We start from the raw sequence: 15,447 nt of genomic DNA, 5'->3' as shown, positions 1-15,447 counted from the left end.
GTAGAAGAAGATTCCGGAACTGTTTCCGGAAGTTGTTCCAATCGGTGCCCACTTTGCTTCACACTGAACGTTTGTCGCGCCAAGTCGCGGCCGTACATGGGGATTTCAGGAGACCGGTGTGAACAACGACGACCACGCGGGCGACGAGGACTACCTCGACGGAGGCATCAAGCCGCTGACACCGACGGACCCGGCGCGCATCGGGCCCTACCTGCTGCTGGGGCGGCTCGGCGCGGGAGGCATGGGCCGGGTCTATCTGGCGCGGGCCGACGGCGGCCGTACCGTCGCGGTCAAGGTGGTGCACCCGGAACACGTCGCCGACCCGCAGTTCAGGGGCCGCTTCCGGCGCGAGGTCGAGGCGGCACGGCGCGTCGGCGAGCGTTGGACCGCACCCGTCCTGGACGCGGCACCGGACGCCGAATTCCCCTGGGTGGCCACGGGTTACGTGCCCGGGCTCTCCCTGGAACAGGTCGTGCGGGGGCACGGCGCGCTGCCCGCCGCCTCGGTGCAGGCCCTCGCCACGGGGCTTCTGCACGCGCTGAAGGACATCCACGAGGCGGGCATCGTCCACCGGGACCTCAAGCCGTCCAACGTGATGCTCACGATGGAGGGGCCCAAGGTCATCGACTTCGGGATCGCCCGTGCCGTCGGGACCGCCGTCGAGTCCCTGCTCACCAGTACCAACATGATGATCGGCACGCCCGGGTTCATGGCCCCGGAGCAGGTGCACGGGGAGAGCGCGGTACCGAAGAGCGACGTCTTCACCCTCGGCTGCGTCCTCACATACGCGGCGACCGGGACGCTCCCCTTCGGGCACGGGGCGAGCAACCAGCACGCGATCATGTACCGGATCGCCGAGGCCGAGCCGGAGCTCAAGCGGGTCCGGGACCCGGATCTCAAGGCGCTGATCGCCCGGCTGCTGGTCAAGCCGATCGAGGACCGGCCCTCCGTGGACGAGCTGCTGGCCGAGCCGGGGCGTGAGGCGGGACCGGTCGCCCCCTCATGGCTGCCCGCCGCCGTCGTGAGCCACCTGGCCCGCCAGTCGGCGCAGTTGCTCGACGCGGAGGCGGAGCCGCTGCGGCAGGAGGGCGACCGCGCCACGGTGGACCTCCGGGCGGCGCCCGAGGCGGCGGCGCCGGCGGGGGGCGGGAAGACGGTGGAGAAGCCGAAGCGGGAGAAGCGGCGCTGGATGGTCGCGATCCCGTTGGTGATCGTGATCGGCGGGGGCGGCGGCACGCTGGCCGTCCTCCAGCCGTTCAGCCACGACGGCGATGTGCACGCGGCGCCCCCGGCCGCCACGTCGACGGGCCCGACCGCCGCACCGGAACCCTCGGCGGCGGGCAGCGCGTCGCCCACCGGCAGCAGGAGCCCGAAGGCGTCACCGAGCAAGAGCAGGAAGAAGGCGGACGCAGGCAAGGACGGGGCGGACGGGAAGGACGGGGAGCCCGGCAAGGACGGTCAGGACGGCCGGGGCGGCGGGGACACGGGCGGCGGTGGCACGTCCTCCACGGGAGGCGGTTCGTCCTCCACCGGGGGCGGCTCCTCCACCACGACCGGCAGCGGCGGCGGTTCGGGCGGCAGCAGCTCGGGCGGCTCCACCAGCACGTCCGGCGGGGGCGGCTCCACCAGCACGACGGGAGGCTCCACCGGCGGCTCGGACAGCGACAGCGGCACGGTCCCGGCGGCGTTCGTCGGCACCTGGAAGTACGCGGAGGTGTACAACCCGGGCCGGCCCGGCACCATCACCATCTCCAAGAACGGTGTGGTGCGCCTCAGCGACTACGTGTACAACAACTGCCCCTACGAGGCCAAGGTGACGTCCAGCACCAGCACCCGGCTCAACGTGGGCACCCTCAAGCTCGTCGGCCCGAACCCCGGTTACTGCTACACCACGACGGGCGCGACCTACTTCGTCACCAACGGCAGCGGCATCCAGCACGACGTCAGCGGGATGAAGTACTCCTACAAACGCGCCTGAACCCCGCACGATTCGGCTCGGTCCGAAGCACTCCGCAAGCGTGACAGCCGGTAGGCGGGGCATGCATTGCGTGAGCACCTTCGAGACAGGGGGCGGATGACCGTGTGGGCGGGGGAAACGATGGAGCGTCACGAAGAGACCCGGATGCATCGCAGGGTGGACCGGGCCGATCTGGCTGCCGTGGGAGAAGTCCGGGGAGCGGTGCGGGAGTTACTGCGCTACCGGTGGAAGGAGGAGCCGGCGCAGGTCGCCGAGCTGCTGCTCAGCGAGCTGGTGACCAACGCCCTGGTGCACACGGACGAGGGCGCGGTCGTCGCCGTGAGCGTCGCGCCCCGCCGCCTGCGCGTGGAGGTGCGGGACTTCGTCCCCGGCATGGCCTCCGAGCCGCACGTACCGCCCGCCGACGACGGTACGCACGGCCGGGGACTCGTCCTGGTGGAGAGCCTGGCCGACTCCTGGGGGGTCAGCCCCCGCGCGCTGGGCAAGGTCGTGTGGTTCGAACTGGACGGCGAACGGCCCTGACGGTCCTTCCGGACCGTCAGGGCCGTTCGCCGGCGTCCACCGTCCCGTGTCAGCCGAACTGCTGCTCCAGGTCCTTGAGTTTCTGCTCCAGCGAATCGAGCCGGGGCAGGGCCTGGGTGTCGTCCTCGGCGGCCGGATCGACCGCGGCCGGTTCGCTCGCGCCCAGTTCAGGGACGCTCGCCGAGTTCGAGCGGTTCACGGCTTGCAGGGATGGCCGGGGTCGCAGGGGCAGCTGACCCGGCTCGGATATGGCGGGCTCCGCGACGGACTGCGCGGAGCCCGTCGCCGGGGCGAGTGCGGCCACCTCGACCGGGGAGCCGCCCCGTCCGAGCCGGCCCCAGGCCCGGTTCTGCCGGTTCAGGGCCTTGATGTGCGCCCGGTCCAGCTTCTCCTGGTCCCTTCTGCGGAGACGGTTCTGCTCTTTCTCCCTGCGGTCCTCGCGTACCTCGTCCACCGCCTCGTCCAGCGTGCGTACGCCCTCGAGGAGCATCAGCGACCAGGCGCCGAAGGTCTCCCGGGGCGCGCGCAGCCAGCGCACGATCCGGATCTGCGGCAGCGGACGGGGCACGAGGCCCTGCTCGCGCAGCGCGGCCCGGCGGGTCTGCTTCAGCGCACGGTCGAACAGCACGGCGGCCGAGAGCGACATGCCCGCGAAGAAGTGCGGGGCACCCGCGTGGTCGATGCCGCGCGGTGCGTGCACCCAGTTGAACCAGGCGGCGGCCCCGGCGAAGGTCCACACCAGGAGGCGCGAGCCGAGCGCCGCGTCCCCGTGGCTGGCCTCCCGGACGGCCAGGACCGAGCAGAACATGGCCGCCCCGTCCAGGCCGAAGGGCACCAGGTACTCCCAGCCGTCGGAGAGGCCGAGGTTCTGCTCGCCGAAGCCGACGAGCCCGTGGAAGGAGAGCGCGGCGGCGACCGCCGCGCAGCAGAACAGCAGCACGTACGAAGCGGTGGCGTACATCGCTTCCTTGCGTCTGCGCCGCTCCTCGCTGCGTTCCCAGCTGTCGTCGGCCGAGGCTGTGTCAGAGGCGCGCCTTCCGCGCGCGACCACCGCCACCGCCGCCATGACCCCCACGAGCAGCACGGCGCCCGGAAGCAGCCAGTCAAGCGATATGTCGGTCAGTCTCATGCGCGGTCCCTTGCGTCACGTAGGGCGTTTCGGACGCCATCGTGGCGGAAACCCCCTCCCGCCCAGGCGGTTTCGGGGCAAGAGAACGCCAATGGGGTGCAGGAGACCGTCGATATGGACGTTCTGGTCGAACGCCCTTCAGTGGCGTGCGCATGGTGTTCGAATATGTGCCACCCGTCCGGGCGGTGTGGATGCGCCGGAGTGGATCAGGGCGCGGGCGTCAGCTTGCGGACGCGCTCCTCGTCGCACGTACGCGGGCACGTCACACAGGTGTCCTCGGGGCGCAGCGTGTAGAAGAGGCAGCAGCTCGCCCGGTCCCGGGTCGGCAGCGACGCGCCGTCCGGCCCGGTCAGCTCGCGGAAGCCCGCGGTGCCGACGTACGGCTCGGTGGTGCCCGGCAGCAGCTCCGCCAGCTCCCGCATGGCGCGCCGCTCCTCGCCCAGCAGGTGGGCGACGTACCAGAGGCCCTCGACGACCTCGTCGGTCGCCATCCCCCACAGGGCCCGCTTTCCGCGCCGCATGCGCGGCCGGAAGCCCTCCAGGACCGGGGCCAGGTGTTCGGCCACCGCGTCCAGCACCTCGGCCCGCAGCGCCGCCTCGTCGGCCACCACCCGGGCCCCCGGCAGCCCGGCCGCCGGATCGTCGGGCAGGCAGGCGAACTCCCGCACCCGCAGCGTCAGATGGCCCAGGGCCCGCTGGAAGGAGACGTCCTCGACCGGGACGCGCGGCACCCGGCGGTGCAGGAACCACGGCACCGTCACCAGCAGGCAGGCCGGCCAGGCGTACCGGTGCAGCCCGAAGCTGGCGATCACGTCGGGGCGGCCCTCCTGGCCGTAGTCCCGCCGCACCTGTTCGGCGTCGAAGGCGAGGAACGTGTCCAGCGCCTCGCCGCCCGCCGCCAGCTCGTGCGCGCCCACCCAGCCGGGGCCGCCGGGGGCGCTCTCGCCGTCGGCCAGGATCTCGGCGCGCAGCCCCGGGAAGACCTCGGTCAGGCGCGCGTAGGCGTCGGCCACGGGGGAGGCCGTCACCGCGGGGAGCAGGGCGGGCAGGGTCATGCGGGGACCACCGATTCACGATCGTCAGCAGGTAAGCCTTACCTTACCCTGCCGTATCGATGTGTGAACTGGGGGCCCTTGCGCCTATCGTGCACACAGGGCGCCCGACGCGCGAGCGCGCCCGTGACCGGCCGAGGAGGTGCCCGTGGAGCAGGGCGGAGCGCGCGAGGAGGTGCGTCCCCCGTACGGCGGTGCCGCGGCCGTGCCCGCCTCGGTCGTCCGGGTGCCCGAGCAGGCCCGCGGCGAGCACACCCACGGGGAGCACCCGCACGAGGCGCCCGCCCCGCGCGCCCAGGTGCGCCGGCACTCCGTGCGCGGCCAGGTCCTGGCGGCCTTGCGCGCCGCCCTGGTCGACGGCGAGCTGGTCCCCGGCAAGGTCTACTCGGCGCCCGCCCTCGGCGCCCGCTTCGGCGTCTCCGCCACCCCGGTGCGCGAGGCGATGCAGCGGCTGGCCACCGAGGGGGCCGTGGAGGTCGTGCCGAACCGGGGCTTCCGGGTCGCCGAGCGGGGACCGCGCGAGCTGGCCGAGCTGGCCGAGGTCCGCGCCCTGATCGAGGTCCCCGTCATGCTGCGGCTCGCCCGTACCGTCCCGCCCGCCCGCTGGTGCGCGCTGCGCCCGCTGGCGGACGCCACCGTGGCCGCGGCGGCCGTCGGCGACCGGGCGAGCTACGCGGACGCGGACCGGGCCTTCCACGGCGCGGTGCTCGCCCTCGCCGGGAACCGCAGCCTGGTGGCCGTCGCCGACGACCTGCACCGCCGCTCCCAGTGGCCCCTGGTGGACAACCCGGTCACCCGGCGCGCCGACCTGCTGGCCGACGCCTCCGAGCACACCGCGCTGCTCGACGCGCTGATCGCCCAGGACGTCGCGGTCGTCCAGTCGCTGGTGCGGGAGCACTTCGCGGGCGCCGACGGCTGAGCCGCCGCGCGTCGGCGCCCCGGTGTCCGCTCAGTTCGCCTCGACCGTCTCCGGCGGGGGCTGGTCCAGGTGCGGGCCCAGCCAGGTCGGGACGCCGCCCAGCAGCCGGAAGAGCCGGGCCGCCTCGGTGCGCAGCCGGGTCGCCGCCTCCGGCTCGGACTCGGCGTCGGCCAGCGCGATGAGCGCCGGGGCCGTCCCGACGAGATAGCCCAGCTCCTCCCTTATCCGCAGGGACTCCGCGAAACCGTGCCGGGCCTCCGCCAGTTCGCCCTCGCGCAGGGCGATCAGGGCGAGATGGCGCCAGGTCGAGGAGAGCAGCAGCGCGTCGCCCTGCGCGGCGGCGCCGGCGTGCGCCCTGCGGTACGCGGCCCGGGCGGCCTGCGGGGAGTCCGCGATGTTCTGCGCGATCAGGCCGCGCCGGAAGTCGAGCAGCGGCCGGCCCGGGGCGGCGGGGGAGAGCAGGGCCGCGGCCCGGCCGAGCGCCACCCTGGCCTCGTCGGCCCGGTCCCGCACCCCGAGCAGGGTCGAGGCGTACGCGAGGTACCCGCGCTCGCAGGCCGCCGCGCCGCGCTCCTCGTCGTCGTGGGCCATGGCCTCGGCGGTGCGCAAGGCGTCCTCGGCGTCCGTCCAGCCCTCCCCGGTGTACAGGCACCGCTCGGTCAGCAGGGCCGTCCGCTGGAGGGCCGCGGCCGGGTCGGTGGCGGCGTCGTGCTCCAGCAGGGCCGCGGCGTCCGTCCAGCAGGCGCGTGAGCGCAGCCGCCATACCGCGGTCTGGAGCGGAGGATCGTCATCTGCTGTCGTTCCGGAACCAGACATGGCGGTATGCGCCACATTGCCCTCCCCGAGCGCGCCTTCGAGCTGTTGAGTATGGCCCGCATCACAGCACGGAATGGCACGCCGGGCCAAGAGGTCGAGGCAATGTCAGGTGAAAGTTTTCACAATCGGCCGCGCGGGGTACCGCCCTTGCCCGGCCCGGGATTTCAGCTCATCCGCAGGGCCAGGAAGAAATCGAGCTTGTCCTCCAGGCGTGCCAGATCACGCCCCGTCAACTGCTCGATTCGCCCGACCCGGTAGCGCAGCGTGTTGACGTGCAGGTGCAGCCGGGCCGCGCAGCGGGTCCACGAACCGTCGCAGTCCAGGAACGCCTCCAGGGTCGGGATCAGCTCCGCGCGGTGGCGCCGGTCGTACTCGCGCAGCGGGTCCAGCAGCCGGGCCGTGAACGCCCGCCGCACGTCGTCCGGGACGAATGGCAGCAGCAGGACGTGCGAGGCCAGCTCGTGGTGGCCGGCCGCGCAGACCCGGCCGGGCCGGGCCGCCGCCACCCGGCGCGCGTGCCGGGCCTCCTCCAGGGCCCCGCGCAGCCCCTCAGCCGAGTGCACCGAGGCGCTGACACCCAGTGTCAGGCGGCCGTCGTCGCCGAGGCCCGCGGAGAGCGGGGCGCGCACGGCGGCCAGCAGCGCGTCGGCGTGCAGGGCGGGCCCGTCGCCCTCCGCGCCGCCGTCGGAGGAACCGTCGGGCGCGTCGGCGGCCACCCCGTCCGGCCGGTCCGGGGCGGTGGGCAGCGGCACCAGGGCGATGGCCTCGTCACCCGTGTGGGCGACGGCGATCCGGTCCGCCGAGTCGGGTCCGGTCACCGCCGGGTCGACCAGGATCTCCTCGAGCAGCGCCTGGGCGACCGGGCCGCCCTGGACCCCGGACCCCCCGTCCTCGTCCCACTCGACCCGGGCCACCACCACCTGCCAGTGCGGCGCGGTGCCGAGTCCGGGGAGCAGGACCGGGGTCGCCACGCGCAGCCGGGCGGCGATCTCGGCCGGCGCGGCGCCCGCCTGGACCAGCTCCAGGACCTCCTGGGCGAGCCTGCGGCGCACCGTGCGGGCCGCGTCGCGCCGGTCGCGCTCGACGGCGATCAGCTGCGTGACGCCCTGGAGGAGGTCGAGCCGCGCGGCCGGCCAGTCGCTCGCGTCGGCCTCCACGGCGAGCAGCCAGTCGGAGAGCACCGACTCCCGCACGTCGCGGACGGGCGGCACCGCGCCGCCCCGGCCGTTGTTCCGGATCGGGAAGAGCGAATACGTCGTACCGCCGAGGGCGGCCCGGTGCGGGGCGCGGCGGCCGGAGCGGACGGCGGCCAGATGCAGCCCGGCCAGCTCGGCCCCGGCGGCGGCGGACAGCGGGGCGCCCGCGCCCGCGATCTGCCGCCCGGTGGGGGAGAGCACCCAGGCGTGGAGGTCCAGGTCGGAGCCGAGGAGATCGAGGACCACCTCGGGGCCGCCGCCCGTCGGGCCCGAGGTCATCAGCCTGCGGTGGCGGTCCACAACGGCCGCCAGGTCGCCCGCCCGCTCGCCGGACACCTGGCGCACCACGTACTCGGTGATCGTTGCGAACGCGACCGTCTCGTGGACCGCGAACAGCGGCAGCCGGTGGTGTCGGCACGCCTCCACGAGATCGTCCGGAATGTCGCCGAGCTCCGCCTCGCCCGCCGCGAGGCCGGCCACCCCGGCGCCCGACAGGATGCGTACGAACGGCTCCGAGTCCCCGGCGTCCCGGCGCCAGGCCAGGCCGGTCAGGACCAGCTCGCCACCGGTGAGGTAGCGGCTCGGGTCGCGCAGGTCGGTCGTCATCACGCCGCGGACCGACCGGTCCAGCTCCTCGTCGCCGCCGAGCAGCCGCAGGCCCAGCGCGTCGTTCTCCAGCAGTGCGCGCAGCCGCATCTGGTCGCCGCCGATCTCTTTCGTTGGTACGGGTGAAGTCTGGGTGTTGCGGTGAGGCTGTTGAGCCCCGCCATTCGTTCGAATCTACAAGACATGAGCGGAGACCAGCCAACTCCTTCATGGGTTCGGTGACTGCACCAGGTGGAGCAGGGCTTGTGTACTGGGCCACACACCGCGTGAACAAGACATGAACAAGTTCGAGGGCCGGCCGTCACCCAGCCCAGCGTGAAAACCCGATTGAGAAGAAGAGAGCCACCATGGACTTCCTTCGCCCCGCAAGCTGGGAGGAGGCGCTCGCCGCCAAGGCCGAGCACCCGACGGCTGTGCCCATCGCCGGGGGCACCGATGTGATGGTCGAGATCAACTTCGACCACCGGCGCCCCGAATACCTCCTGGACCTCAACCGCATCGGTGAGCTCACCGAGTGGGAGGTGGGCCAGGAGAACGTACGGCTCGGCGCCTCGGTCCCGTACAGCCAGATCATGGAGCACCTGCGGGCCGAGCTGCCCGGTCTCGCGCTCGCCTCGCACACCGTCGCCTCACCGCAGATCCGCAACCGCGGCGGCGTCGGCGGCAACCTCGGCACCGCCTCCCCGGCCGGGGACGCCCACCCGGCCCTGCTCGCGGCCGGCGCCGAGGTGGAGGCCGAGTCCGTCCGCGGCACCCGGATGATCCCCATCGACGCCTTCTACACCGGCGTCAAGCGCAACGCCCTCGAACCGGACGAGCTGATCCGGGCCGTGCACATCAAGAAGGCCGACGGGCCGCAGCAGTACTCCAAGGTCGGCACCCGCAACGCGATGGTCATCGCCGTCTGCGCCTTCGGCCTCGCCCTGCACCCCGGGACCCGCACGGTCCGCACCGGCATCGGATCGGCCGCCCCGACACCCGTACGGGCCAAGGAGGCCGAGGAATTCCTGAACGCCGCGCTGGAGGAGGGCGGGTTCTGGGACAGCCGCACGATCATCACCCCCTCCGTCGCCCAGCAGTTCGCCACGCTCGCCGCCGGCGCCTGCAACCCGATCGACGACGTGCGCGGCACCGCGAGCTACCGCCGGCACGCCGTCGGGATCATGGCCCGCCGCACCCTCGGCTGGGCCTGGGAGTCATACCGCGGCAACGGCCGCAGCACCGAAGGAGCCGCCTGATCATGCGCGTCAATTTCACGGTCAACGGCCGCCGCCACGAGGCCGACGACGTCTGGGAGGGCGAGTCCCTCCTCTACGTCCTGCGCGAGCGCATGGGCCTGCCCGGCTCCAAGAACGCCTGCGAGCAGGGCGAGTGCGGCTCCTGCACGGTCCGCCTCGACGGTGTCCCCGTCTGCTCCTGCCTGGTCGCCGCCGGCCAGGTCGAGGGCCGCGACGTCGTCACCGTCGAGGGGCTCGCCGACTTCGCCGCCCACCGCGCGGAGGCCCACCCCGGCACCGGCTGCGCCTCCGGCGCCTGCGGCACCTCGCTCGACCGGGCCAAGCGCTGGAAGGCCGAGCCCGCCGCCGGCGACGAGACCCGCGACACCGGGGAGCTGTCCCCGATCCAGCAGGCGTTCATCGACGCCGGAGCCGTCCAGTGCGGCTTCTGCACCCCCGGCCTCCTGGTCGCGGCCGACGAGCTCCTGGAGCGCACCCCGCAGCCGTCCGACGCGGACATCCGCGAGGCGCTCTCCGGCAACCTCTGCCGCTGCACCGGCTACGAGAAGATCCTCGACGCGGTCCGCCTCGCGGCCGCCCGCGCGGAAGAAACGGTCTAGACGATGGGCGTTACCGGTTCCCCCACCAACATCAACCAGGGCAGCCGCACCAAGGGCGGCATCGGCGAGTCCACGCTGCGCCCCGACGGCATCCTGAAGGTCACCGGCGAGTTCGCGTACTCCTCGGACATGTGGCACGAGGACATGCTCTGGGGCCACACCCTGCGCTCCACCGTCGCGCACGCCGAGATCGTCTCCATCGACGTCTCCGAGGCGCTGGCCACCTCCGGGGTGTACGCGGTCCTCACCTACGACGACCTGCCGGCCGCGATGAAGAACTACGGCCTGGAGATCCAGGACACCCCCGTCCTCGCCCACGGCCGGGTCCGCCACCACGGCGAGCCCGTCGCGCTCGTCGCCGCCGACCACCCGGAGACGGCCCGCCGCGCCGCCGCCAAGATCCGGATCGACTACCGCGAGCTGCCCGTCGTCACCGACGAGGCGTCCGCGACCGCACCCGGCGCCCCCCTCATCCACGAGGGCCGCGACGACCACCACATCGGCCACGTGCCGCACCCCAACATCGTCCACCGCCAGCCGATCGTCCGCGGCGACGTGGCGGAGGCCGAGGCCCGGGCCGACGTGATCGTCAAGGGCGACTACTACTTCGGCATGCAGGACCAGGCGTTCCTGGGCCCCGAGTCCGGCCTCGCCGTACCCGCCGAGGACGGCGGTGTCGACCTGTACGTGGCGACCCAGTGGCTCCACTCCGACCTGCGCCAGATCGCGCCCGTCCTCGGCCTGCCCGAGGACAAGGTCCGCATGACGCTCTCCGGCGTCGGCGGCGCCTTCGGCGGACGCGAGGACCTGTCGATGCAGATCCACGCCTGCCTGCTCGCGCTGCGCACCGGCAAGCCTGTGAAGATCGTCTACAACCGCTTCGAGTCGTTCTTCGGGCACGTCCACCGCCACCCGGCCCGCCTCCACTACGAGCACGGCGCCACCCGCGACGGCAAGCTCACGCACATGAAGTGCCGCATCGTCCTCGACGGCGGCGCCTACGCCTCCGCGTCCCCGGCCGTGGTCGGCAACGCCTCCTCGCTGTCGGCCGGCCCGTACGTCATCGACAACGTGGACATCGAGGCGATCGCCCTCTACACCAACAACCCCCCGTGCGGCGCCATGCGCGGCTTCGGCGCCGTCCAGGCGTGCTTCGCCTACGAGGCCCAGATGGACAAGCTGGCCGCCGCGCTGGACATGGACCCGGTCGAGCTCCGGCAGCTCAACGCCATGGAGCAGGGCACCCTCCTGCCCACCGGACAGCAGGTTGACTCGCCCGCCCCGGTCGCCGAACTGCTCCGCCGGGTCAAGGCCATGCCGCTGCCGCCCGAGCGCCAGTGGGAGAGCGCCGGCGAGCACGCCGACGTACGGGCCCTGCCCGGCGGCCTCTCCAACACCACCCACGGCGAGGGCGTCGTCCGCGGCGTCGGCTACGCGGTCGGCATCAAGAACGTCGGCTTCTCCGAGGGCTTCGACGACTACTCCACCGCCCGGGTCCGCATGGAGGTCATCGGCGGCGAGCCCGTCGCGACCGTCCACACCGCCATGGCCGAGGTCGGGCAGGGCGGCGTCACGGTGCACGCCCAGATCGCCCGTACCGAACTCGGCGTCTCCCAGGTCACCATCCACCCGGCCGACACCAAGGTCGGCTCCGCCGGCTCGACCTCCGCCTCCCGCCAGACGTACGTCACCGGAGGCGCCGTCAAGAACTCCTGCGAGGCCGTCCGCGAACAGGTCCTGGAGCTCGGCCGCCGCAAGTTCGGGACCTACCACCCCGCCTGGGCCACCGCCGAACTCCTCCTGGAGGGCGGCAAGGTCGTCACCGACGGCGGCGAGGTGCTGGCCGGCATCGCGGACGTCCTGGAGGACGAGGCGGTCGACGTCGAGCTGGAGTGGCGCCACCGGCCCACCGAGCCGTTCGACCTGCGCACCGGACAGGGCAACGGCCACGTCCAGTACTCCTTCGCCGCGCACCGCGCGGTGGTCGAGGTCGACACCGAACTGGGCCTGGTCAAGGTCATCGAACTGGCCTGCGCCCAGGACGTCGGCAAGGCGCTCAACCCGCTGTCGGTCGTCGGCCAGATCCAGGGCGGCACCATCCAGGGGATGGGCATCGCCGTCATGGAGGAGATCATCGTCGACCCGGTGACCGCGAAGGTGCGCAACCCCTCCTTCACGGACTACCTCCTCCCCACCATCCTCGACACGCCGACCATCCCGGTCGACGTGCTCGAACTCGCCGACGACCACGCCCCGTACGGGCTGCGCGGCATCGGCGAGGCCCCCACCCTGTCGTCCACCCCGGCCGTCCTCGCGGCGATCCGGAACGCGACGGGTCTGGAGCTCGACCGGACGCCGGTCCGGCCGGAACACCTCACCGGCGTCTGACGAGGGCTCCGCCACCAGCTCTCCGGGCGGTGCGCGCCACCGGTGAACGTCACACTTCCCGGCCCGCACCGCCCGGAGGCCCAGGGTCCCGCCCCGCTCGCGGCCCCGTACGCCCCGCACCGGAACGGCACCAACCGTTCCGTCCCTTCCTGCATGAACAGTTCGTCTCGGGCCGTCCCCCGGGTCGTGCCGCCAGCGCAGTCATCCCAAATCCCGCATTTCGATTCTTCATCGCGGGTGCCCCTGTGAACCTTGGGAGTCAGGCATCATGACCCAGCAGTCAGTGCAGCCGAAGACCGGTGCGGAGGACGCGGGCCCCGGCTCGCGCGTCCCCGCCGGCAGATCGTGGCTCGACCGGTACTTCCACATATCCGACCGCGGTTCGACCGTGGCCCGGGAAGTGCGCGGCGGTGTCACGACCTTCATGGCCATGGCGTACATCCTCCTGCTGAACCCGCTGATCCTCGGCGGCAAGGACGTCGACGGCAATCTGCTCAGCCAGCCCGCCCTGATCACCGCCACCGCGCTCGCGGCGGCGGCGACCACCCTGCTCATGGGCTTCGTCGGCAAGGTCCCGCTGGCGCTCGCCGCGGGCCTCAGCGTCTCCGGCGTCCTGTCCTCGCAGGTCGCCCCCGAAATGACCTGGCCGCAGGCCATGGGCATGTGCGTGATGTACGGCGCGGTGATCTGCCTCCTGGTGGTCACCGGTCTGCGCGAGCTGATCATGAACGCGATCCCGCTCCCGCTGAAGCACGGCATCACGATGGGCATCGGCCTGTTCATCGCCCTGATCGGGCTCTACAAGGCCGGTTTCGTCGGCGAGGGCACCGCGACCCCGGTGACCCTCGGCCCGGCCGGTGAACTCGCCGGCTGGCCCGTCCTCGTCTTCGCGGTCACCCTGCTGCTGATCTTCATGCTCCAGGCCCGCGACATCCCCGGCGCGATCCTCATTGGCATCGTCGTCGGCACCGTGGTCGCCTTCGTGATCAACAAGGTCGCGGACGTCGACCCCAAGATCTGGAGCAGCGGCCCGCCGGAGCTGAAGGGCTCCGCGGTCTCCTCGCCGGACTTCTCGCTCTTCGGCGACGTCTCGTTCGGCGGCTGGGGCGACGTCGGCGCGATGACCGTCGGCTTCATCGTCTTCACCCTCGTGCTCGCCGGCTTCTTCGACGCGATGGCCACCATCATCGGGGTCGGTACGGAGGCCGGGCTCGCCGACGACAAGGGCCGGATGCCGGGCCTGTCGAAGGCGCTGTTCATCGACGGCGCCGGCGGGGCCATCGGCGGTGTCGCCGGCGGTTCCGGGCAGACGGTGTTCGTGGAGTCCGCGACCGGCGTCGGCGAGGGCGCCAGGACCGGTCTGGCCTCCGTCGTCACCGGCCTGTTCTTCGCCGCCTGCCTCTTCTTCACCCCGCTCACCGCGATCGTGCCCGCCGAGGTGGCCTCCGCCGCTCTCGTCGTCATCGGCGCGATGATGATGCAGAACGCCCGGCATGTGGACTGGAGCGACCGCTCCGTGGCCATCCCGGTGTTCCTGACGGTGGTCCTGATGCCGTTCACGTACACCATCACCACCGGTGTCGCGGCGGGCGTCATCTCGTACGTCGCCATCAAGGCCGCCCAGGGCCGGGCCCGCGAGGTCGGCGCGTTCATGTGGGGCCTGACGGTGATCTTCGTCGTCTACTTCGCCCTGCACCCGATCGAGAGCTGGCTCGGCGTCAGCTGACCCGCCGCCCCCTCACCCGCCAAGGAGACCGAGATGCTGGACATCGCCGAAGAGCTCGACCGCTGGGCCGGGCAGGGACGCGATTTCGCCGTGGCCACCGTCGTCGCCGTCGGCGGCAGCGCCCCCCGCCGGCCGGGGGCCGCGCTGGCCGTCGACCGCGACGGCACCGCGATCGGCTCGGTCTCCGGCGGGTGCGTGGAGGGCGCCGTGTACGAGCTGTGCCGGCAGGCGCTCGACGACGGCCTGACCCGCCTCGAACGCTTCGGCTACAGCGACGAGGACGCCTTCGCGGTCGGCCTGACCTGCGGCGGTGTCATCGACATCCTGGTGACCCCGGTCCGGGCGGACGACCCCGCCCGGCCGGTGTACGCCGCCGCGCTCACCGCCGCCGCGCGCGGCGAGGCGGCCGCGGTCGCCCGCGTCACCGAGGGCCCCGCCGAACTCCTCGGCCGCCCCCTGCTCGTGCGCCCCGAGGGGGACTACGAGGGCGGGCTCGGCGGGCACTCCGAGCTGGACCGCACCGCGGCGGCCGAGACCCGCGCCCTGCTGGACCAGGGCCGCACCGCCACCCTCACCATCGGCGCCGACGGCTCGCGCTGCGGGCAGCCCCTCACGCTGCTCGTGGAGTCCAGCGTGCCGCCGCCCCGGATGATCGTGTTCGGGGCCATCGACTTCGCCGCCGCCCTGGTCCGGGCCGGGAAGTTCCTCGGCTACCACGTCACGGTGTGCGACGCGCGGCCCGTGTTCGCGACGGAGGCCCGCTTCCCGGACGCCGACGAGCTGGTCGTGGACTGGCCGCACCGCTATCTGGCCGGAACCCCGGTGGACGCCCGCACGGTCCTGTGCGTCCTCACGCACGACGCCAAGTTCGACGTGCCCCTGCTGGAGGCGGCGCTCAAGCTGCCCGTCGCGTACGTCGGCGCGATGGGCTCCCGCCGCACCCACCTCCAGCGCAACGAACGGCTGCGCGAGGCCGGGGTGACCGAGCTGGAGCTGGCCCGCCTGCACTCGCCGATCGGGCTCGACCTCGGAGCCCGCACCCCCGAGGAGACGGCCCTGTCGATCGCCGCCGAGATCGTCGCCGTCCGGCGCGGCGGCAGCGGCGCCCCGCTGACCGGCGCGCACACCCCGATCCACCACCCCGGCGGGCTGCCCCCGGCGGGCCGCATCGGTTCGGTGGCCTGAACTCGCCCGCGTCGCACCCCGTCCACGACCGGCGGTTAGCCGCCACGGCACATTCGCGCCAGGCGCGGACCGTCCCGCGGCGGCCGGTTTACC

Annotated in this window: 12 protein-coding genes; 8 read left to right on the top strand and 4 right to left on the bottom strand. The window is 73.1% G+C overall.

The window, feature by feature from the left end:
* Window positions 1–118 precede the first annotated feature (118 nt).
* Together ACFUJY_RS04310 and ACFUJY_RS04305 are read left to right on the top strand one after the other, a co-directional pair.
* Complete coding sequence (locus ACFUJY_RS04310; protein WP_383294286.1) at window positions 119–1,978, top strand: protein kinase; 1,860 nt, start codon at window positions 119–121, stop codon at window positions 1,976–1,978.
* A gap of 156 nt (window positions 1,979–2,134) precedes the next feature.
* The gene (locus tag ACFUJY_RS04305) at window positions 2,135–2,500 is read left to right on the top strand and encodes an ATP-binding protein (RefSeq protein ID WP_383295374.1); all 366 of its coding nucleotides are present in this window, start codon (window positions 2,135–2,137) and stop codon (window positions 2,498–2,500) included.
* A gap of 49 nt (window positions 2,501–2,549) precedes the next feature.
* On the opposite strand, the gene ACFUJY_RS04300 is transcribed toward ACFUJY_RS04305, so the two are convergent.
* Window positions 2,550–3,629 (bottom strand): DUF2637 domain-containing protein, encoded by a 1,080-nt coding sequence (locus tag ACFUJY_RS04300; protein ID WP_383294283.1) that lies wholly within the window; start codon window positions 3,627–3,629, stop codon window positions 2,550–2,552.
* A gap of 206 nt (window positions 3,630–3,835) precedes the next feature.
* Entirely contained in the window at window positions 3,836–4,684 is an 849-nt protein-coding gene (locus ACFUJY_RS04295; protein ID WP_383294280.1) for a (2Fe-2S)-binding protein, read from the bottom strand.
* A gap of 145 nt (window positions 4,685–4,829) precedes the next feature.
* On the opposite strand from ACFUJY_RS04295, the gene ACFUJY_RS04290 reads away from it, so the two are divergent.
* Window positions 4,830–5,600, top strand: a complete 771-nt coding sequence (locus ACFUJY_RS04290; RefSeq protein ID WP_383294278.1) for a GntR family transcriptional regulator — start codon at window positions 4,830–4,832, stop codon at window positions 5,598–5,600.
* A gap of 30 nt (window positions 5,601–5,630) precedes the next feature.
* Here ACFUJY_RS04290 and ACFUJY_RS04285 read toward each other — a convergent pair whose 3' ends face one another.
* Both ACFUJY_RS04285 and ACFUJY_RS04280 read right to left on the bottom strand, forming a co-directional pair.
* Window positions 5,631–6,416 (bottom strand): hypothetical protein, encoded by a 786-nt coding sequence (locus ACFUJY_RS04285; RefSeq protein WP_383294275.1) that lies wholly within the window; start codon window positions 6,414–6,416, stop codon window positions 5,631–5,633.
* A gap of 164 nt (window positions 6,417–6,580) precedes the next feature.
* Window positions 6,581–8,308, bottom strand: coding sequence for a PucR family transcriptional regulator (locus ACFUJY_RS04280; RefSeq protein WP_383294272.1), 1,728 nt, complete (start codon window positions 8,306–8,308; stop codon window positions 6,581–6,583).
* Window positions 8,309–8,565: 257 nt separating this feature from the next.
* On the opposite strand from ACFUJY_RS04280, the gene ACFUJY_RS04275 reads away from it, so the two are divergent.
* The 5 genes from ACFUJY_RS04275 (at window position 8,566) to ACFUJY_RS04255 (ending at window position 15,354) form a co-directional block, all read left to right on the top strand.
* Window positions 8,566–9,456: an FAD binding domain-containing protein gene (locus ACFUJY_RS04275; protein ID WP_383294269.1), complete on the top strand. Its 891-nt coding sequence runs from the start codon at window positions 8,566–8,568 to the stop codon at window positions 9,454–9,456.
* A 2-nt stretch (window positions 9,457–9,458) separates the two neighbouring features.
* Window positions 9,459–10,055 (top strand): (2Fe-2S)-binding protein, encoded by a 597-nt coding sequence (locus ACFUJY_RS04270; protein ID WP_093704893.1) that lies wholly within the window; start codon window positions 9,459–9,461, stop codon window positions 10,053–10,055.
* 3 nt (window positions 10,056–10,058) lie between these two features.
* A complete protein-coding gene (locus ACFUJY_RS04265) occupies window positions 10,059–12,443 on the top strand; it encodes a xanthine dehydrogenase family protein molybdopterin-binding subunit (RefSeq protein ID WP_383294267.1) in 2,385 nt (794 codons plus the stop codon).
* Window positions 12,444–12,711: 268 nt separating this feature from the next.
* Window positions 12,712–14,169, top strand: coding sequence for an NCS2 family permease (locus ACFUJY_RS04260; protein WP_383294264.1), 1,458 nt, complete (start codon window positions 12,712–12,714; stop codon window positions 14,167–14,169).
* Window positions 14,170–14,202: 33 nt separating this feature from the next.
* Window positions 14,203–15,354, top strand: coding sequence for an XdhC family protein (locus ACFUJY_RS04255; protein WP_383294261.1), 1,152 nt, complete (start codon window positions 14,203–14,205; stop codon window positions 15,352–15,354).
* The last annotated feature ends 93 nt before the right edge of the window (window positions 15,355–15,447 follow it).

The organism is Streptomyces sp. NPDC057249 (assembly GCF_042669245.1).
In the GTDB taxonomy this organism is placed as follows: Bacteria; Actinomycetota; Actinomycetes; order Streptomycetales; family Streptomycetaceae; genus Streptomyces.
The sequence above is the reverse complement of the archived record's forward strand: the minus strand, read 5'-3'. Positions and strand labels throughout refer to the sequence as shown.